At 61.8% G+C, this 18,049-nt stretch carries 18 protein-coding genes and 1 pseudogene; 7 read left to right on the forward strand and 12 right to left on the reverse strand.

Annotated elements, in window-relative coordinates:
- Positions 1-86 precede the first annotated feature (86 nt).
- Genes yidC through rpmH form a run of 4 tightly spaced genes read right to left on the reverse strand, consistent with a single transcriptional unit; the run spans position 87 to position 2,617 of the window.
- Positions 87-1,769, reverse strand: coding sequence for a membrane protein insertase YidC (yidC, locus tag AC1DIX_RS23825; protein ID WP_477327908.1), 1,683 nt, complete (start codon positions 1,767-1,769; stop codon positions 87-89).
- A 10-nt stretch (positions 1,770-1,779) separates the two neighbouring features.
- Complete coding sequence (yidD, locus tag AC1DIX_RS23830) at positions 1,780-2,022, reverse strand: membrane protein insertion efficiency factor YidD (RefSeq protein ID WP_442121263.1); 243 nt, start codon at positions 2,020-2,022, stop codon at positions 1,780-1,782.
- Positions 2,019-2,447 (reverse strand): ribonuclease P protein component, encoded by a 429-nt coding sequence (gene rnpA / locus AC1DIX_RS23835; RefSeq protein ID WP_442121262.1) that lies wholly within the window; start codon positions 2,445-2,447, stop codon positions 2,019-2,021. Before rnpA ends, yidD begins: the two co-directional genes overlap by 4 nt.
- 35 nt (positions 2,448-2,482) lie before the next feature.
- The gene (gene rpmH / locus AC1DIX_RS23840; RefSeq protein ID WP_075796440.1) at positions 2,483-2,617 is read right to left on the reverse strand and encodes a 50S ribosomal protein L34; all 135 of its coding nucleotides are present in this window, start codon (positions 2,615-2,617) and stop codon (positions 2,483-2,485) included.
- 360 nt (positions 2,618-2,977) lie between these two features.
- Between rpmH and dnaA the strand changes: the two genes are divergently transcribed.
- From dnaA to gyrB, 3 genes are all read left to right on the forward strand, one after another.
- On the forward strand, positions 2,978-4,417 hold the full coding sequence (gene dnaA, locus AC1DIX_RS23845; protein ID WP_442121261.1) for a chromosomal replication initiator protein DnaA: 1,440 nt from the start codon (positions 2,978-2,980) through the stop codon (positions 4,415-4,417).
- A gap of 118 nt (positions 4,418-4,535) precedes the next feature.
- Positions 4,536-5,642 (forward strand): DNA polymerase III subunit beta, encoded by a 1,107-nt coding sequence (dnaN, locus tag AC1DIX_RS23850; RefSeq protein ID WP_442121260.1) that lies wholly within the window; start codon positions 4,536-4,538, stop codon positions 5,640-5,642.
- Positions 5,643-5,811: 169 nt separating this feature from the next.
- On the forward strand, positions 5,812-8,316 hold the full coding sequence (gyrB, locus tag AC1DIX_RS23855) for a DNA topoisomerase (ATP-hydrolyzing) subunit B (protein WP_477327910.1): 2,505 nt from the start codon (positions 5,812-5,814) through the stop codon (positions 8,314-8,316).
- Between the two features lie 54 nt (positions 8,317-8,370).
- Here gyrB and AC1DIX_RS23860 read toward each other — a convergent pair whose 3' ends face one another.
- From AC1DIX_RS23860 to AC1DIX_RS23885, 6 genes are all read right to left on the reverse strand, one after another.
- The gene (locus AC1DIX_RS23860; protein ID WP_442121258.1) at positions 8,371-8,658 is read right to left on the reverse strand and encodes a hypothetical protein; all 288 of its coding nucleotides are present in this window, start codon (positions 8,656-8,658) and stop codon (positions 8,371-8,373) included.
- Positions 8,659-8,736: 78 nt separating this feature from the next.
- Positions 8,737-9,036, reverse strand: a complete 300-nt coding sequence (locus AC1DIX_RS23865) for a YkgJ family cysteine cluster protein (RefSeq protein WP_442121257.1) — start codon at positions 9,034-9,036, stop codon at positions 8,737-8,739.
- A gap of 8 nt (positions 9,037-9,044) precedes the next feature.
- Positions 9,045-10,040: a hypothetical protein gene (locus AC1DIX_RS23870; RefSeq protein WP_442121256.1), complete on the reverse strand. Its 996-nt coding sequence runs from the start codon at positions 10,038-10,040 to the stop codon at positions 9,045-9,047.
- Positions 10,041-10,051: 11 nt separating this feature from the next.
- Complete coding sequence (locus AC1DIX_RS23875) at positions 10,052-10,642, reverse strand: hypothetical protein (RefSeq protein ID WP_442121255.1); 591 nt, start codon at positions 10,640-10,642, stop codon at positions 10,052-10,054.
- Between the two features lie 46 nt (positions 10,643-10,688).
- Positions 10,689-12,239 (reverse strand): hypothetical protein, encoded by a 1,551-nt coding sequence (locus AC1DIX_RS23880; protein WP_477327913.1) that lies wholly within the window; start codon positions 12,237-12,239, stop codon positions 10,689-10,691.
- Between the two features lie 33 nt (positions 12,240-12,272).
- Positions 12,273-12,551, reverse strand: a complete 279-nt coding sequence (locus AC1DIX_RS23885) for an SHOCT domain-containing protein (RefSeq protein ID WP_477327915.1) — start codon at positions 12,549-12,551, stop codon at positions 12,273-12,275.
- A 218-nt stretch (positions 12,552-12,769) separates the two neighbouring features.
- Between AC1DIX_RS23885 and AC1DIX_RS23890 the strand changes: the two genes are divergently transcribed.
- Complete coding sequence (locus AC1DIX_RS23890) at positions 12,770-14,326, forward strand: TonB C-terminal domain-containing protein (protein WP_477327917.1); 1,557 nt, start codon at positions 12,770-12,772, stop codon at positions 14,324-14,326.
- A 12-nt stretch (positions 14,327-14,338) separates the two neighbouring features.
- Here AC1DIX_RS23890 and AC1DIX_RS23895 read toward each other — a convergent pair whose 3' ends face one another.
- Positions 14,339-15,517, reverse strand: a complete 1,179-nt coding sequence (locus AC1DIX_RS23895; RefSeq protein WP_477327919.1) for an acyltransferase family protein — start codon at positions 15,515-15,517, stop codon at positions 14,339-14,341.
- A gap of 255 nt (positions 15,518-15,772) precedes the next feature.
- Here AC1DIX_RS23895 and AC1DIX_RS23900 point away from each other — a divergent pair, with 255 nt between their 5' ends.
- Positions 15,773-16,285 carry a hypothetical protein gene (locus tag AC1DIX_RS23900; protein WP_477327921.1) on the forward strand — a complete coding sequence of 171 codons (513 nt, stop codon included), beginning with the start codon at positions 15,773-15,775 and terminating at the stop codon, positions 16,283-16,285.
- Between the two features lie 15 nt (positions 16,286-16,300).
- Here the strand turns inward: AC1DIX_RS23900 and AC1DIX_RS23905 are convergent, their stop codons facing one another.
- Positions 16,301-17,077, reverse strand: a complete 777-nt coding sequence (locus AC1DIX_RS23905; protein WP_477327923.1) for a hypothetical protein — start codon at positions 17,075-17,077, stop codon at positions 16,301-16,303.
- A 56-nt stretch (positions 17,078-17,133) separates the two neighbouring features.
- On the opposite strand from AC1DIX_RS23905, the gene AC1DIX_RS23910 reads away from it, so the two are divergent.
- Positions 17,134-17,763 carry an HAD hydrolase-like protein gene (locus tag AC1DIX_RS23910; RefSeq protein WP_477327925.1) on the forward strand — a complete coding sequence of 210 codons (630 nt, stop codon included), beginning with the start codon at positions 17,134-17,136 and terminating at the stop codon, positions 17,761-17,763.
- Between the two features lie 101 nt (positions 17,764-17,864).
- Positions 17,865-18,049: pseudogene (locus tag AC1DIX_RS23915) on the forward strand (MarR family transcriptional regulator); the annotation flags it as partial.

Here is an 18,049-nt window from a genome sequence, read left to right on the forward strand (position 1 = left end):
CATCGTCATTCCCGCGCAGGCGGGGACGACGGTGGCGAAAAAAAAGCCCGTGCGAACACGGGCTTTCCGATCAAAGCATCACAGACTTACTTCGCCGGCGCATACTTCTTGGTGATCACATACTGCTGCGCCATCGAGATCAGGTTGTTCACCACCCAGTACAGCACCAGGCCCGACGGGAAGAAGATGAAGATGACCGAGAACGCCAGCGGCATGAACATCATCATCTTGGCCTGCATCGGATCGGCCGGCTGCGGGTTCAGGCGGGTCGTCACGAACATCGAGATCGCGTACAGGATCGGCAGCACGTAGAACGGGTCCGGGGCGGTCAGGTCGTGAATCCACAGGATCCACGGCGCGCCGCGCATTTCGACCGCGGCCTGCAGGGTCCAGTACAGGGCCAGGAACACCGGCATCTGGATCAGAATCGGCAGGCAGCCGCCCAGCGGGTTGATCTTCTCGGTCTTGTACAGCTCCATGGTGGCCTGCTGCATCTTGACCGGATCGCTCTTGTAACGCTCGCGGATCGCCTGCATCTTCGGCGTCACGGTCTTCATCTTGGCCATGCTGCGATAGCCGGCTGCGGACAGCGGGAAGAACAGCAGCTTGATCAGGATGGTGAAGGCGACGATGGTCCAGCCCCAGTTGCCGATCATCTGATGCAGCTGGTCCATGGTCCAGAAAATCGGCTTGGCGATGATGGTCGCCCAGCCGTAGTCGCGCACCAGCTCCAGGCCCGGGGTGACCTTCTCCAGCACTTTCTCTTCCTGCGGACCCGAGTACAGGCGGGCCTCGTCGGACACGGTCGCGCCCGGCGCCACGGTGCCCAGCGGGATCACGGTGCCGATGGCGAACAGGTTGTTACCCAGGCTCTTCGTGTAGATGTCGCGCTGGACCTTCTCCGGCGGGATGAAGGCCGAGACGAAGAAGTGCTGCGAGATCGCGATCCAGCCGTCGGTGGCCTTGGTCGCGTGCTCGGCGTTGCCCTTGGCGATCTTCTCGAAGGTCAGCTTCTGGTACTTGTCCTGCGAGGTGTACAGGGTCGGCCCGGTGTAGCTGCTGTTGAAGTAGGTGTCGCCTTCCGGCTTGCTGCCGTCGTGCTGCAGCTGCAGGTAGAGCGACGGCGACACCGGCACGGTGCCGATATTGGTCACGTCATGGCGCACGCCGATCACGTAGTCGCCGCGGCGGAAGGTGAAGGTCTTGGTCAGGCGCACGCCGCCCTGCTCCGCTTCCAGGACTAATTGAGTCTGGTTGCCGTTATCGAGCGTAACCAGCGGCTTGGCCACGAACGGGGTGTTGTGGTTCGGCAGGACGCCGGTCGCGGCCGGGGTCAGGCCGGTCTGCGCCAGGTAGAGGCGGCCCTTGGCCGGATCGACGTGGAACAGCAGCTGGTTCCTGGTGTTGTCGACCTTGTCGCGGAACTTCAGCAGCTCCAGGCGGCGGATCACGCCACCGGCGGTGTCGATGTCGGCCTTGTAGACGTCGGTCGTAATCGTGATGATCTTGGTCTGGATCGGTGCCGGTGCGGCGGCGGCGCCTTCGGCCGGAACCGGGCTTGCTCCGGACTCGGGCACGGATGCGGGCGTGGCGGCCTGGGCCGGCAGATCGTTCACTTTCGGCTGGGTAGCGGGCGCGGTCGCGACCTTGGCAGGCGGCGCCGGCGAGAACATCGACTGCTTGCCGTTGGCCACCATCCAGTCGTTCCAGAGGACGACCAGCGAGACGGCGAACACGATCCACAGGATGGTACGTTTATTGATTTCCATTGGGTCTTATTCAGGAATGGTTGCAACCGCAAGCGGTTGGTGGGGATGGCACCGGATCGACACCGCCCGCGTTCCAGGGATGGCAGCGGCAGACGCGGCGCAAGGCCAGCCAGCCGCCRCGGGCGGCGCCATGCGTGCGCACCGCTTCGATCGCGTAATTGGAACAGGTCGGATAAAAACGGCAGCTCGGCCCGAACATCGGAGACACCAGTAACTGGTAACCGCGCAACAGCCGGACGAGCAGCCAGTTCATGATGGCTGTCGTCCCGAGCTGTCCGGCGCAGGCGCCGGCGCCGGCTTGCGCGGCCTTGGCGCCTGTGACGCGAACAGGCGCGCCAGCTCGGTGCGCAGCAGCGTCTTCAGGGCCGCGGTCGTGGCCGGGCCGTCCTTGGCGTTGACCGGCCGCGCGAGACGCACGATGCAGTCGATGCCAGGGAGCGGCGTGGTGCGGAACAGTTCGCGCGTGATGCGCTTGATGGTGTTACGCGTGACCGCGCGCGGAGCGAAACGTTTGGCCGCGACGACGCCCAGCCGTGCGTGCGGCAGGTCATTCGGTCGGGTATAGAGCACGAAATGCGCGGTTTTTTGTACCGGGCGCAAACGAAAAACGGATGAAAACTCATCCGTTTTTACGATACGCCGAACGCGCGCGAAGTCGTGCGAACCTTCGCCTGTCATTACTTGAAGCGCGGTCGACAGGAGCGTCTGTTGGCTTAGACAGCCAGACGCTTGCGGCCCTTGGCGCGGCGTGCGTTCAGGACCAGACGGCCACCACGGGTAGCCATACGTGCGCGGAAGCCGTGCGTGCGCTTGCGACGAACGACGGAAGGTTGGTAAGTACGTTTCATGGTGGTCTCGCTTAAAGCAAAAAGAATGCAAAAAATCGGAGCCGGCTTCTCGTGAGCCGGCAATACGCCGATGACATTTCGCAGTTGTTAAGCCAGCGTCACGCCTCAGCAAAGCTTGTTCGCCCATGTGCTGAGTGCCTGAGTCGGCAATGCGTGTGGGCGGGGAACCCTGAATTAGACAGCATTTTCAGTCGAGCTGTCAAGGAAGCTGTTGCATTGCAGCGCCGCCGAGGGCGCAGGAAAAACGGTTGCGCATGTGCATCACGCTGTTGAGATTCGGTGGAAAAAACCTGCCGCGCCTGTGGATAACTTTCGAGAAGACAGTTAAAATAGAGTGTTACGCTTTAACTTGGTCGATGTATGGAAAACTTTTGGCAAGCCTGTTCTACGCAGTTGGAACTCGAGCTGACGCCGCAGCAATATACCGCGTGGATCAAACCACTTGTCGCCCTCGACTATGAGGACGGTAAGCTGCGCATTGCGGCGCCCAACCGCTTCAAGCTCGACTGGGTAAAATCGCAGTTCGCCAATCGCATCACCGCCCTCGCCTCCGAGTTCTGGGAGCGTCCGGTTGACGTGCAGTTCGTGCTCGACCCGCGGAACCTGCCGAAAAAGCCGGCCCCGACCACGTCCACCGGCAGCCAGGGCAACGGCGCCGGCCTCAGTGGGATCAACGGTGGCAGCGGCGCGCTGGGCATCAATGCCGCCGCCGACAACACCGTGCCGGCCACCCCGGTGGTCACGCCGGACAACGTCATCGCCAACAACCCGCGCCGCGAGCAGAGCCGCGTCAATCCCGAGCTCACCTTCGAGAACTTCGTGACCGGTAAGGCCAACCAGCTGGCGCGCGCCGCCGCGATCCAGGTCGCGAACAATCCGGGCGTCTCCTACAACCCGCTGTTCTTCTACGGCGGCGTCGGCCTCGGTAAGACCCACCTGATCCACGCGATCGGCAACCAGGTGATGGCGGATCAGCCGGGTGCGCGCATCCGCTACATCCACGCCGAGCAGTACGTGCGCGACGTCGTCACCGCCTACCAGCGCAAGGGCTTCGACGACTTCAAGCATTACTACCACTCGCTGGACATGCTGCTGATCGACGATATTCAGTTCTTCGGCGGCAAGAGCCGCACGCAGGAAGAGTTCTTCTACGCCTTCGAAGCGCTGATCGCCGCCAAGAAGCAGATCATCATCACCTCGGATACCTATCCGAAAGAGATCACCGGCATGGACGACCGCCTGATCTCGCGCTTCGACTCCGGCCTGACGGTCGCGATCGAACCGCCGGAACTCGAGATGCGGGTGGCGATCCTGATGAAGAAGGCGGAATCGGAAGGCGTGGTGCTGAACGACGACGTCGCCTTCTTCGTGGCCAAGCACCTGCGTTCCAACGTGCGCGAGCTGGAAGGCGCGCTGCGCAAGATCCTTGCCTACTCGCGTTTCCACGGCAAAGAGATCACCATCGATGTGGTGAAGGAAGCCCTGAAGGATCTGCTGTCGGTACAGAACCGCCAGATTTCGGTGGAAAACATCCAGAAGACCGTGGCCGACTTCTTCAACATCAAGGTCGCGGACATGTATTCGAAGCGCCGCCCGGCGAACATCGCCCGTCCGCGCCAGATCGCGATGTACCTGGCGAAGGAACTGACCCAGAAGAGCCTGCCGGAGATCGGCGAGCTGTTCGGCGGCCGCGACCATACGACGGTGCTGCACGCCGTGCGCAAGATCGCCCAGGACCGGCAGAAAAATGCCGAATGCAACCATGAACTGCACGTGCTGGAGCAGACACTGAAGGGCTGATGCACGGCGGGTAAAACCCTCTCGCCGTCAGGGATGTGCCGGGAGGGTTTTCCTTAGTGATTTCTGGCAAAATATTGCGCAGACAACATTTTTACCTTATAAAAACCGAGGGATATTTATGCAACTGGTCAAAACCACCCGAGACACGCTTCTCCGGCCACTGCAGATCGTGAGTGGTATTGTCGAGCGTCGGCACACCATGCCGATTCTGGCCAATATCCTCATCCGCAAGAATGGCGAGAGCGTTTCTTTCCTGTCGACCGACACCGAGGTGCAGATCACGACCCTGGCCAATATCGGCTCGGGCCCTGAAGAAACCGGCACCACCGTCGCGGCCCGCAAGCTGCTCGACATCCTGCGCGCCCTGCCGGAATCGGGCGACGTGACGATGACCCTGCTGAACAAGCGCCTGACCGTGCAGAGCGGCAAGTCGCGCTTTGCCCTGCAGACCCTGGCGGCCGAGGAATTCCCGACCGTCTCCGTGGCCGACACCTACAACGCCTCCGTCACCCTGCCGCAGAAGACGCTGAAGCACCTGTTCAACATGGTGCACTTCGCGATGGCCCAGCAGGACATCCGCTACTACCTGAACGGCCTGCTGCTGGTGCTGGACGGCCACAACGTGATCGCGGTCGCGACCGACGGCCACCGCCTCGCCTTCGCCCAGGTGGAAGCCGAGCAGTCCTTCGAGCGCCAGGAAGTCATCATCCCGCGCAAGACCATCATCGAACTGCAGCGCCTGCTGGAAGAAAGCGACGAGACCGTCCGCCTGGACATCGCCGCCTCGCAGGTGAAACTGACCTTCGCCGACATCGAACTGGTATCGAAGTTGGTCGAGGGCAAGTTCCCTGACTACACCCGCGTGATCCCGAAGGGTTACAAGAACGACTTCACGATCAGCCGCGACGAACTGCTGCGCTCGCTGCAGCGCGCCGCGATCATGACCAGCGACAAGTTCAAGGGCGTGCGCTGCCTGATCGCCCCGGGCTCGATGAAGATCAGCTCGACCAACGCCGACCAGGAAGAGGCGGTGGAAGAACTGGAAATCGACTACGGCGGCGATTCGATCGACATCGGTTTCAACGTGACCTACCTGCTGGACGTGCTGAACAACCTGAAGTGCGACCAGGTGAACATATCGCTGGGCGATTCGAATTCGTCGGCGCTGATGTCGATTCCTGAAAATGGCGACTTCAAGTACGTCGTCATGCCGATGCGTATTTAATTAGGGCAAAGCGCCCATATATTCGTCTATTGTGGCTACGTCGTTCCCGCGAAAGCGGGAACCCATGCTGAGCTGAACAACACCAGCATCGCACGCCTTCCCCATAGACGATTGAGACAGCAAGCCAAAAGCCAGCCGTCTGATTTACAYGTTATTTGAGAAAGCAGTCATGTCCGAGAACACTCAAGCAGTTTTGGAATCCTCTCCTRCCAAGGCGGAAGAGTACGGCGCCTCGTCGATTCAGATCCTCGAAGGCCTGGAGGCCGTGCGAAAGCGTCCGGGCATGTACATCGGCGACACGTCGGACGGCACCGGCCTGCACCACCTGGTGTTCGAGGTGCTGGACAACTCGATCGACGAAGCCCTCGCCGGCTACTGCACCGAGATCCACGTCACGATCCACTCCGACAACTCGATCTCGATCACCGACAACGGCCGCGGCATCCCGACCGGTGTCAAGATGGACGACAAGCACGAGCCAAAGCGCTCGGCAACCGAGATCGCCCTGACGGAACTGCACGCCGGCGGCAAGTTCAACCAGAACTCGTACAAGGTTTCCGGCGGCCTGCACGGCGTCGGCGTCTCCTGCGTGAACGCGCTGTCGAAGTTGCTGCGCGTGACCGTTCGCCAAAAAGGCAAAGTGCACCAGCTCGAGTTCTCGCGTGGCGTTCCGATGGACCGCATCATCGAAGTCGTCGACGGCGTGGAAGTGTCCCCGATGAAGATCATCGGCGACACCGACAAGCGCGGCACCGAGGTCCACTTCTGGGCCGACGAGGAAATCTTCACCCACGTCGAGTTCCACTACGAGATCCTGAGCAAGCGCATCCGCGAACTCTCCTTCCTGAACAACGGCGTCAACATCAAGCTGACCGACCAGCGCAACGGCAAGGAAGAAATCTTCGCCTTCGAAGGCGGCACCCGCGGCTTCGTGGAGTACATCAACAAGGCCAAGAGCGTCCTCCACCCGACCGTGTTCCAGGCCACCGGCGACCGCCTGTCGGACCAGGGCACCAATATCTCGGTGGACGTGTCGATGCAGTGGAACGACTCGTACAACGAGCAGGTGCTGTGCTTCACCAACAACATTCCGCAGCGCGACGGCGGCACCCACCTGACCGGCCTGCGCGCGGCGATGACCCGCGTGATCAACAAGTACATCGACGAGAACGAATTCGCCAAGAAGGCGAAAGTCGAGATCTCGGGCGACGACATGCGCGAAGGCCTGACCTGCGTGCTGTCCGTGAAAGTGCCGGAGCCGAAGTTCTCGTCGCAGACCAAGGACAAACTCGTGTCGTCGGAAGTGCGCGGCCCGGTCGAAGAGATCGTGGCGAAGACGCTCACCGACTTCCTGAACGAGAAGCCGAACGACGCCAAGATCATCTGCGGCAAGATCGTCGAAGCCGCGCGCGCGCGTGAAGCCGCCCGCAAGGCACGCGACCTGACCCGCCGCAAAGGCGTGATGGATGGGCTGGGCTTGTCGTCCAAACTGGCCGACTGCCAGGAACGCGACCCGGCGCTGGCCGAACTGTACATCGTCGAGGGTGACTCCGCAGGCGGTTCGGCCAAGCAGGGCCGCGACCGTAAATTCCAGGCCATCCTGCCGCTGCGCGGCAAGGTGCTGAACGTGGAAAAGGCGCGCTTCGAGAAGATGCTGTCGTCGGAGCAGATCACGACCCTGATCGCGACCCTCGGCACCTCGATCGGCCCGGACGAGTTCAACGTCGACAAGCTGCGCTACCACCGCATCATCATCATGACCGACGCGGACGTCGACGGCGCCCACATCCGCACCCTGCTGCTGACGCTGTTCTACCGCCAGATGCCGCAACTGGTCGAACGCGGCCACATCTACATCGCCCAGCCGCCGCTGTACAAGGTGAAGGCCGGCCGCGACGAGCGCTACCTGAAGGACGACGTCGAGGAAGCGAGCTACATGATGCGCGTGGCCCTGAACGGCGCCGCCCTGCTGCCGAAGGACGGCGCGGAACCGATCACCGACGGCGCCCTGGGCGACCTGGTCGAGAAGTACAACAAGGCCAACGCCATCATGATGCGCCTGACGCGCGTGATCGACCGCGCCGCGCTGTCCGCCATCATGACCGGCGTGACCCTCGACCTGTCGAGCCAGGAAGCCGCCGAGAAATCGGCCCAGGCCCTGGCCGACGCGGTCAAGGACCCGAGCGTGAAGGTTGGCGTGCGCTCCGACGCACTGTCGGACAAGCACGCACTGCGCATCGAGCGCATCCACCACGGCAACGTGCAGGTGACCTCGATCGACGCCGACTTCGTGGCCGGCGCCGACTACGCGACCCTGGCCAGCTCGGCCGCCACCTTCCAGGGCCTGATGGGCGACGGCGCCATCATCCGCCGCGGCGAAGGCGAGAAGATGAAGGAATTCGCCGTGCGCGACTTCCAGCAGGCCATGGAATGGCTGCGCGAGGAAGCCGAGCGTGGCGTGTCCAAGCAGCGCTATAAAGGTCTGGGCGAGATGAATCCGGAGCAGCTGTGGGAAACCACCATGGATCCGACCGTGCGCCGCCTGCTGAAGGTGCAGATCGAGGATGCGATTGCTGCGGACCAGATCTTCACCACCTTGATGGGTGATGAGGTCGAGCCGCGTCGTCACTTTATTGAGTCGAATGCGCTGCAGGCGGGGAATATCGACGTTTGATCCTGTGATCGCTGCACTGCTTAGCAAAAAGCCAGCCTCCCGGGGCTGGCTTTTTCATTTGCGCCGAACCGGCGCCTCAGCCACTTCGATAGACGCTTCGAACTGATTCAGAATCTGCATGATCGTCGAATTGGCCGCGTATTTGCGCTTCAACTGCGCAAGCTCCTTGTCCGTTCCCATGCAGGGCTTGAGGATCCGGCTATCGGCATCCTTGATGCGCCGGACCTGGTCGCAGCTTTCACGGCGGTCCATGAAGCGCTGCACGTCGCGCGGAAGATAATCCTGGGCCAGCACAGGAAATGCCTGCATCGCCAGGACAAGACAAATCAGGAATCGCTGCATTATTCACGCTCCATCGTTCCAAAGCCGGGCACAGGCAGCAATTGAAATACGGGACGGGAATGGACGTGTTGAAATTGCTCAGTCCGGGGAAGTAGCTTCATCCATGGCGGCCAGGCGGGCGCATTCCATGAGATTCAATTCGATGAATTCATCCCAGCCGACCAGGTGGACATAATGGGCGTCGTAATAACGATCGACGCGGCAAACCAGCGGGCGCTCCGCATAGATCGCGCAGGACCTGCCCGCTTCGTCGAAATGCCTGCACGTGCCGTCGCCGCGGTCGAGGAAACGCGTTTCCTCCGCAAGGCCGACATGCCTGCAGCATGCCCCGCACCCGGTGCAAGGAAAGGTGCGGCGCGGAGCGACGACATCGTGCATGGACATCGTCAGGCAGCCAGTGCGGCGATTTCCTCGGTACGCTTTTCGGTCGACAGCACCAGGGCGCCATTCTCGTCGAGGATAGGCGTATCGATCATTGCCTTGACCAGCTGGGCGAACTTCACCGAGCGGAACACGACTTCGCGCTCCTCGTCCGAATATCTGGCGTAATTGACGCCGCTGGCTTCCACGGTGCTCGTCAGGTCGCTCACGGCACGGCGCAGCTTCGAGCTGACTTTCGAGAAGGTCGTGTTGGCGAGCGAAGACACGCGCTGGATGGCTTCGAGCTTCGAACACATGAGTTCGGCTTCTTTCTTGATCGTACGGGCCTGTTCCAGGTTGCTGTAGGCATTGTTCAGCGCCTCTTCGCCCTTGTTGCCGACGATGTGACCGAAGATGGCCAGGGCCGGGCCGGCTACGATGCCGCCCAATACCATCGTGCCGAGCGCGATGCCGCCACCGCCCGCGGCGAGGGAACCGCCGCCGATCCAGGCCAGGGTCGCGTTGGTTGCCGCCGCGCCGCTCAGGGTCGAGATGGCGGTGCCGGTGCTGGCCGTGGCCAGCAGCATCGTGCCGTTATAGGCGCCGAACGCCAGCGCCGCGCCGCCGCCCAGCCCCGAACCCAGGCCGAGGCCCGAGCTCTTGAGCAGCGCATAGTCGTCGCGCAGCGCCTGCAGCGTGATCTTCGAAAAATCGCCCAGGTTCAGCTTGTCCAGCTCGGGCGTGTGGACGGCCTTCACGTTCTTCAGCTTGCCGAAGGTGTCGACGAAATCGGCGATGACCCCATTGAAGGCGCGCAGCTTGCGGGTGCCGTAGTCCTCGAGGACCGTATTCGTCGCCTTGCGCTGCTCTTCGACGCTGCGGTTGGCGCCGTCGACCAGCGATTGGGCGGTGGTATTGATGTCTTTCGCATTGCTGTGATCGATGGCGCCGCTGGCGCCTTTGACGACGCCGTACAGGGCGGTGGCGCCCGCAATCGCGCCGAGAATGATGGGAACGGCCATGGTTATTGTCCTTATTCGAGAATGATGGCGAGGGTCTTCTGGGTTTCTACATAGGTGGTCCGGGCGCGTTCCAGCAGATCGTTGAAGATGTAGTCTTCAAGCTGGTAGTGATGCCTGAACTCGTCCAGCAGCTGCCACTGGATATTCGAAATGCTGCCGTCCGCCAGGGCGAGCATCATGAGTTCGAACAGCATCAGCTTGGGCGCGCTGGGAATGTCCGCTTTCTTGTCCTTCAGGATCTCGCGCAGTACTTCGCTTGCCACCCGGACGCGCACGGCCGGGTCGTCCTCGTCGTGCAGTCGCAGAGGCTTGATCCGCGCGACCAGTTCGGATTCGATATCGGAGCGACCGAGGGGAGTGCCGGAAAGCCTGTGGAGGAAGAAACTGCCGCCTCCCTTGTCCGCGGCAATCGACGCCAGTTCTTCCATCATCCGGGTTTCATGCTCGTCACGCTGGATCGTGACGTTCGCGGATTTGGCATTGTCCGCAATCGTTTCGCGCCGCTTGCCGCCCCAAAGAACGGGCTTGTCCGACAGACTCAACAGCTCGGCCATGCAAAGGAAAGTGCGCTTGTCCTCATCAGAAAGCTGCTTCAGCAGCATGTATTACCTCCGGCTCATTTGGAAAAAGTGAATTGACGTGCCACGCTCACAGCCGCAATGGCTCGTCGGAATCCATGAAAGCATCGAATTCCGATTGCGATGCAAACTGCAACTGCTTGCCGAGCAAGGTCGCGTAGTGATTGATGGCGGCGGCGAGGTCGTCGACGCCGCCGCCGCGAAGTGCATCGACCGCCTGGAACAGGTCCTGTGTTTCACGACGCAGCTGCGGCATCTCGCTGGCCACCATCGCGTCCAGCGCGGCCTGCTCCTCGGCGATCTGCGCCCGCGCACCGGCTTCGATGGCGCGCACCCGCGCGAGGTGTTCGCGCGACAGCTCCGCCCCTTTTGCCGCGTCGAGCGCGCTCTGGTAGAAAATCGAGGACAGGGTGTAGCCGACCATTCCGCCGATCGCGGCGCCAACGAAGGGAATCGGGACCACCACCTGGCCAAGCGCAGCAAACATGCCGCTCGACAGCATGCCCGTACCCTTTTCCCCGATTTCCATGAGCAGCTGCGATTCCGTTATCTCGCCGCGCACGTAGCTGGCGATCGACGTGCCCAGGGACAGGCAGACATTGACCACGAGCGTAGGAGCACTGGTATTCGCCAGCGCGCGGATGCCTTCGCGGCTGGATTGCTGCATCAGGGCCTTGGTTGCCGAGCCGACGAAAGCCGTACCGTAAGCGGTGGCGCCGGACTTGACGACGTCTTTTGCGATCTCGCCGGCGGCTTCGCGCAATTCCTTCTCGTTCTGCGCCACGGCGAAGGCATTCTTGAGCAGGGAAACGCTGCCGCCGATAACGGCGCCGTATTTGGCCGCCTGCGTGCCGGCCCGGTGGCTAGTCCTGGCAATGTCGCGTACCGTGGCGAGCCTCGGATGCTGGCGGTAGAAGATAGCCTCTTGCGTCGTCAGGCCGCTGTCGCAGACGTTGTCGGCGAGTTCCTCGTAATTCGCGGCTTCGCGCCGCAACCTGGCGGCCACCTCGGGCTTGCCGTTCTGCTCGGCCTTCTCGGCATTCTTGCGCAGGTTTTCGGCCTGTTTCTGGCAATAGGCCTTGGCGTCGACAAACTGTTCGGACGGCAGTTCCAGCTTCACGCCGCGATAGCGGGCGAACTTGCCGTCTTCGCCGGCGATCCGGGCAAACAGCTGATTGCGGTTACCGACGAATTTCATTTGGGTTTCGGTACCCTGGACGATCTGCCCGTCGAGAACCTGGACCCGGTCGACCACGTTATGGTTTTTCCCATACTGCGGCAGGTCGTCACTCCTTACCGTACGCTGTTTCGAGCCCTTGATGATGGCTTCCGCGTTATCGCGGCTGGTAGTCGCCACTTCGGCCGAAAAACCGGCCTGCTGCTTGATGTTCTTGGCAGCTTCTTCCGGATTTGCACTGACCTTGTGCTTGGCAATGCCGGCCAGGCCCTTCGCCAGTTTTTGGCCGGTCTCGTTATCGACACCGCGATAACCTTTGATGTATTCGGCGTTCGCGCTGCCGAAACGTTCCACCGTCTCCCTGGCCGACATGACGACGCCTGCGCGCACGGTGTCTGAATCCCGTTTTGCTGTTCCAGCCGACAATTTATCTTTCTTTTTCATAACTTTTATCATAGCACGCTGGTTTTACGGGCTTCAGGACTGGACTTGCATTGTGGAAAATAAATGACGCTTGAGCTGGTTGAATTCTTCCTTCGTCAAGGCGCCGTGCTGGTAAAGCTCGAACAGGCTTTTCAGCTTGTCGACCTCATCCGGATCGCGCCCGGCTGCATCGGCGACAACCGGCTCCGGTTTCGCTACCAGGCGGGAACAGATACGGCCGGCGCCACGCGCGACCGAGGCCAGGCTGGCATAGACGCCGCAAAGCAGGAAGAAAAAGAAAAGGATGACGCCGATCATCAGAACAATGCGCATGATTTATTGAATAAAATTCCAAGCTAGAAGGTATTCTCATCAAGGCAGCGACAAAAGGCGTCGCGGGAATTCATCGATCAAGCCTCAGCTTCGCCATGTGCCGCTGGACTGGCAAAGAAACCACGCTTTCTTTGTTTTTCTATTAATAGAGAATACCGCTGTGATAGTCTGTGCTCATGTTTTCGATAGCCAGCACCAGGCACTTCGGCGGCCTTCTTATGCAGAGCGATCAACGGCGCATGAGCACGGCGCTACTGATCGCCGTGCTGCTTCACGCGCTATTACTCAGCATTACCTTCGGTGGCCAGACCTTCGGCCTTCCCGGCTTCAAGCTGCCATGGAAAGAAAGGCGGCTCGGCGCCGACGATTTACGGGTCATGCTCGCGCCATTGCCGGCGCCGGCACAGGCCCGCAACAGCGTCTTTCCGCCGCGGCCGGAATCGCCCGCCCAGGAAGCCAATCCCGTGCTCGCGCCGGAGAACGTCTCCACGCTCGGCAGCACGGTGTCGTCGGTGTCGACGTCGCCGATTGCGACGCCGTTGCCGAATCCCAAGCCGGCTGCGGCCTCGGCGCCTGCATCCGCGGTCGAACCCGTCATGACGGTGAACAAGCAAGCCCTTGCAAAGCTGTCGACGGCCCCTGTGCCGCGACAGTCCCCGGCACACATCGACGAAGCGCCAACCGAAAGCATCACCCGCGAAGTCGCGCAGCCTCCGGTTGAACAGGCGATCCAGGAGCGTGCGGCACTCGATCAGGCCGGACTCGAACAGGAGAAGCAGCTTGCTGAAAACCTGAGGCAAACCGAATTGATGGCCGCTGCACAACGCGAGGCAAGCCGCCAGGAGCTGCTCCGCGCAGAGACTGCCCGCGCCGAACGGGCCGCAAAGGACGAGGCGGCCCGACTGGACGCCGAACGCCAGGAACTTGCGCGGCAGGAGAGTCTGCGACGCGAAACTTTGCGTCAGGAACAGGCTAAGCAGGAAGAAAAAGCGCGGGAAGCGGCTGCCCGGCAAGAACAGGAAAAAGCCGAACTCCTTCGGCAGGAAGCGGCGCGCAAGGAAGCCATCCGGCAAGAGCAGGCAAAGCAGGCGCAACTGGAACTGCAGCGCCAGGAACGCGCCCGCCAGGAGGCCGCCCGGCAGGAAGCCGTTCGGCAAGAACAGGCGAAACAGGCGCAGCTGGAAGCACAACGCCAGGAAGCATTGCGTCAAGAGCAGGCCGCTCAGGGCGAAAAGGCGCGCCTGGCGGCAGAAAAACTGGAACAGGAACGCGCCGACGCCGCACGGCGGGAACAGGCGCTACGTGACAAGGCCGCGCAGGAAGCCGAACGCGAAGAGCGCCTCAAGGCGATCGGAAGACAGTTGGCTCAGGAGGCGGCACAACGCGATGCGGCATCGCGCTCTACCCTCCCCTCGGCCAGCAACCTGCGCCGCGGCTGGCTGTTCGGCCGCGCCGATGCGAATCGCGATCTCGTCCTTTACGCCGAGGCGATCAGCCAGAAGATCGAAAAGAACATGACCTTCGAGATGATCCGCGAGGTCATCAAGCAAGCTCACAATCGGCCGACGGTGACGATCGCCGTACGGTCCGACGGGACCGTTGAAAAGGTGACCTTCGTGACGTCGAGCGGCGTTCCCGGCATCGACGACGCAGTGCGCAAGATCATCGCCAGCCAGGCTCCCTATGGGGCGTTTCCGCCGTCGCTGGCGCGCCAGTACGACGTGATCGAAATCCGCCGTACCTGGATCTTCGATATTGCCGTCCGGCTGGAATGAATCCCCTTTGGATTAACGATAAAGCCGCAGCTTGGCAACGGCCCGGCTCTGCATTCCTGCCTGGATCGACAGGGATGGCCGAGGCGTCGCAGGCTGCATGAAACTCGTCAGCACCCGGCCCAAGGGCTTTTCCACCCAGCGGTAAAAGGCCGCTCCGGCCGCCAGGCTGGCCATCCACGCCACCAGCATCCCGAGCGCCTGCTCATGCGGCTGATCCGACACGAAACGGGTAAACGCCGCATTCACCACCAGGCATACCGGAAAGTGGACGAGGAAGACCGAAAACGAGATCGCCGCCATGCGATTCACGAGCGCCCATCCATGGCCGCGATAATCCGCGAGCCTGATGCGGCCAAACAGGAACAGCACGCAAGCCACCACCAGCGCCACCGCAATCCGGCTGCGGAATTCGAGATTCAATGCCAGCAGCGTCGGCACCACCATGACCATCAGCAGCACGGCGGTTTCGCCAGGCCGGCGCGCCGGATCGCTCGCCCACCATGCCAGCATGCCGAGTCCGTAGCTGCCGAAGAAATACGGCGCCCACACATCCCAGTCGGCATCGCGATTGAAATACAGCAGGGAGATGCAGACGCCAATGGCGACCACGGCCGGCATCAGCCAGGACCGGCGCCGCTGGTTCGAAACGCGGCCGGCACTCCACAACAGCAGGGTCACCAGCGCATACAGCTGAAAATCGATCGCCACATACCAGGCGCCTGCAGACAGGGCCTCATAACCCAGCACGTCATGCAGCAGCAGAAAATGTGCGCTCAGCTGAGACAGCGTCGGCGGCGCCGAGATCGAATCGTGGGTCATCCATTGGCTGGCCAATGCGGAGGCGCCGATCGCCAGCAGCATCGCCGCCATGAAGGGCAGTGCCAGCCTGATATAGCGGCGCCAGATCGTGGCGAAAGGATGTTCGATGCCGGGATGGGCTTGCGGGGAGAGCGATTTCGCGGCCAGGAAGCCGCCGACGACGAGGAATACCTGCACGGCGATGCGGCCGTATTCGTCGAGCCAGTCGATCAGCGCCGGCATCAGCGGCCGCGCCTGATCGGCCATCGGGCCATAGAACGCCAGGTGGTGCAGGACGATCAGCTGCGCGGCGCCGGCCTTCAGCAGATTAATCAGGCCAAACTGTTTCTGGACCGTCCGTTGCGGCCCACCTGCTCCCATTCCTAACTTCATCGGTAATATCCTCAGCAATTCCTTACCCGACCTTCATCGGGCAAGGTGCTGCCGATATTGCCGAGCGGGCGCGAATGATAGCCCACCAAGGCTGAATACGGCCACTCGTTACATTCAGTAACTTCCGTCAATACGCATCATTTAGCTGTGATTATTCGCGATCAAATCACTTTTTATATGGTGGAAATGTGAGGATTTTCGGCAGGCGTCCATGGAATATAGTTCTATGAAGAAACGTATTAAAAGGCGCCTTTAGTGAAAACGAATAAGCTCAGGCTCTCCATTGGATGGGTACCGAAATTTGTCGCTATATTCCTTTTCGGAACATATACGCTGAGTACCGCAACCGGTGCGTCGGCGCAGACTCTGCACGCGCCTTCGCGGACGCTCTACAAATGTAAGGAACAAGGCAAGCTTACCTACTCGGATTCACCCTGCCTGGGTGCCGAAAAACTGGAGGTCGAGCCGACTCGGGGAGTCAACAAACTTTCCGGGGAAAAGCGAGTTGGTCCCGATGTCCGACGTGAGCTTGAGCGGGAAATGTTCGCCGAAATGGTACGTCCGCTCACCGGCATGAGCAATAAACAGTTCGAAGTCGAAGTCCGACGAGTGAAGCTACCTTGGGTAGCACAACAGGAGTGCCGTCGCCTGGATCAGGACCTCGTCACCACGGAAAACGAAGAAAAGCGAGCCGCACAGAACGCATTACGCGACGTCCAGGCACGCCTGTTCTTGATGCGGCAGCGATTCCGGGAACTCCGCTGCTGACATCCAGTCCAGGCATCACCCCCGCCTCATCGGCACCGCCAGGCCGCGCCGGCTCGCCACCTGCACCATCAGCGCCGCCCCGGCCGCCACGCAAAACGCCAGCCCGATCGACTGCCCGCGCAACAGCAGCGACAGCACCACGCAGAAAGTCGCAAACGCGTAATACCCGCGCACCATGCCTAGCAGGATATTTACCGCATACTCGCGCCCCGATGCGGCATGCGAGAAGCCGACCAGGATCGTCCCCATCACCGGGAACATCGCAAAGAAGCCGCTCAGGCGCGGCCCGATGCCGGCGGCGGCATACGTGACCGTCAGGGTCAGGAGGGCGCCGGCCAGCATCCGCAGCGGCAGGTCGTTCGGCTGCACCGGGCTGCGTGCGCCGGCGCCATGCATACGCGGGAACAGCCGCGGCGCCAGCGCCAGCACAAAGACGACCAGGACGAAGCCCGGCAGCAGCGGCAGTTCGATCAGTTGCAGGCCCGCCACCGCGGCCGCATAGGCCGTCAGCGCCGCCAGCAGCGAGCCGGGAACGCCGAAGCGGCCGGAAGCCCAGGCGTAGGCCAGGCAGAACACCAGCACCGCGATCACGGCAATCAGGGTATGCGCGGCGGCGGTCGCCACGAAGCCGGAACCCTGCTCGATCGCCATGGTCAACAGGATAGGGCCGGCCACGATGGGAAGTGCCGACAACCATCCGGCCGCGTTCGGTCCCCAGCGCCGTCCAGCCAGCGTGACCAGGTAGATCAGGGCGGGAACAAGGCACAGCTTCAGGACGAAGACGGTGGTCAAGGCGGGCTCGGGATCATGTATAGTCTAGTCGGCAATTATCCCACGCTGCGGCACCCATGACTTACCGACTCGCCATCTTCGACTTCGACGGCACCCTGGCCGATTCCTTCCCCTTCTTCCTCAGTGTTTTCAACACGATTGCTGATCGTCATGGTTTCCGCCGCATCGATATCGAGAAGTCCGCTCACCTGCGCCACTACAACACGCGGCAGATGATGGAGCACGTCGGCATGCCGGCCTGGAAGCTGCCGGCGGCCTCCCGTACTTTCATGGCGATGATGAAGGAGAGCGCCGGCTCGATCGCGCTGTTCGACGGCGTCGCCGAGGCGCTGCGGCACCTGGCCGACCACGGCGTGCTGATCACGGTGGTGTCGTCGAACTCCGAGCACAACGTGCGCACCGTGCTGGGGCCGGAATTGTCCGCCCTGGTCAGGCAGTTCGAATGCGGGATGTCGATCTTCGGCAAGGCCAGCCGCATCCGCGCGGTGCTGAAGCGCTGCGGCGTCGCCGCCGGCGAGGCGATCTGCATCGGCGACCAGGGCACCGACGCCGAAGCCTCGCGCAAGGCCGGCGTGGCCTTCGGCGCCGTGCACTGGGGCTATGCCGCCATCGAGGCGCTGCGGACGGCAGGCTGCGACGTCGAATTCTTCACCCCATCCGAGCTGCGCCGGATAGCTGATTTGTAAGAATTTATTGCAACGCACAAAATTGTGGTTCTCCCTCATTGAAAGCAACTACTTCGCATGCTAAACTTTCGCATTCAAATAGTATTTACATGAATAAATAAATGCGCTTATCGGACCAGACCCTGAGCAATCTCACCGCCGCTCTCACCCTTTCCTCGCGCGTCTACCGGGCCGCCGCCGACAAGGTCGCGGCCGACTACGGCCTGTCGCAGGCAACCGGCCTGCCGGTGCTGGTCATCAGCCGCTTCGGCGAGAACGGCGTGCGACCCGGCGTGCTGGCCGAGAC

This window comes from Massilia sp. 05N420 (assembly GCF_056397205.1).

What these genes read in the sequence shown, in the direction of transcription:
- yidC (WP_477327908.1), bottom strand. Translation starts at nt 1,769, where the DNA reads ATGGAAATCAATAAACGTACCATCCTGTGGATCGTGTTCGCCGTCTCG.
- rnpA (WP_442121262.1), bottom strand. Translation starts at nt 2,447, where the DNA reads ATGACAGGCGAAGGTTCGCACGACTTCGCGCGCGTTCGGCGTATCGTA.
- rpmH (WP_075796440.1), bottom strand. Translation starts at nt 2,617, where the DNA reads ATGAAACGTACTTACCAACCTTCCGTCGTTCGTCGCAAGCGCACGCAC.
- dnaA (WP_442121261.1), top strand. Translation starts at nt 2,978, where the DNA reads ATGGAAAACTTTTGGCAAGCCTGTTCTACGCAGTTGGAACTCGAGCTG.
- dnaN (WP_442121260.1), top strand. Translation starts at nt 4,536, where the DNA reads ATGCAACTGGTCAAAACCACCCGAGACACGCTTCTCCGGCCACTGCAG.
- AC1DIX_RS23860 (WP_442121258.1), bottom strand. Translation starts at nt 8,658, where the DNA reads ATGCAGCGATTCCTGATTTGTCTTGTCCTGGCGATGCAGGCATTTCCT.
- AC1DIX_RS23865 (WP_442121257.1), bottom strand. Translation starts at nt 9,036, where the DNA reads ATGCACGATGTCGTCGCTCCGCGCCGCACCTTTCCTTGCACCGGGTGC.
- AC1DIX_RS23870 (WP_442121256.1), bottom strand. Translation starts at nt 10,040, where the DNA reads ATGGCCGTTCCCATCATTCTCGGCGCGATTGCGGGCGCCACCGCCCTG.
- AC1DIX_RS23875 (WP_442121255.1), bottom strand. Translation starts at nt 10,642, where the DNA reads ATGCTGCTGAAGCAGCTTTCTGATGAGGACAAGCGCACTTTCCTTTGC.
- AC1DIX_RS23880 (WP_477327913.1), bottom strand. Translation starts at nt 12,239, where the DNA reads ATGAAAAAGAAAGATAAATTGTCGGCTGGAACAGCAAAACGGGATTCA.
- AC1DIX_RS23885 (WP_477327915.1), bottom strand. Translation starts at nt 12,551, where the DNA reads ATGCGCATTGTTCTGATGATCGGCGTCATCCTTTTCTTTTTCTTCCTG.
- AC1DIX_RS23890 (WP_477327917.1), top strand. Translation starts at nt 12,770, where the DNA reads ATGCAGAGCGATCAACGGCGCATGAGCACGGCGCTACTGATCGCCGTG.
- AC1DIX_RS23895 (WP_477327919.1), bottom strand. Translation starts at nt 15,517, where the DNA reads ATGAAGTTAGGAATGGGAGCAGGTGGGCCGCAACGGACGGTCCAGAAA.
- AC1DIX_RS23910 (WP_477327925.1), top strand. Translation starts at nt 17,134, where the DNA reads ATGACTTACCGACTCGCCATCTTCGACTTCGACGGCACCCTGGCCGAT.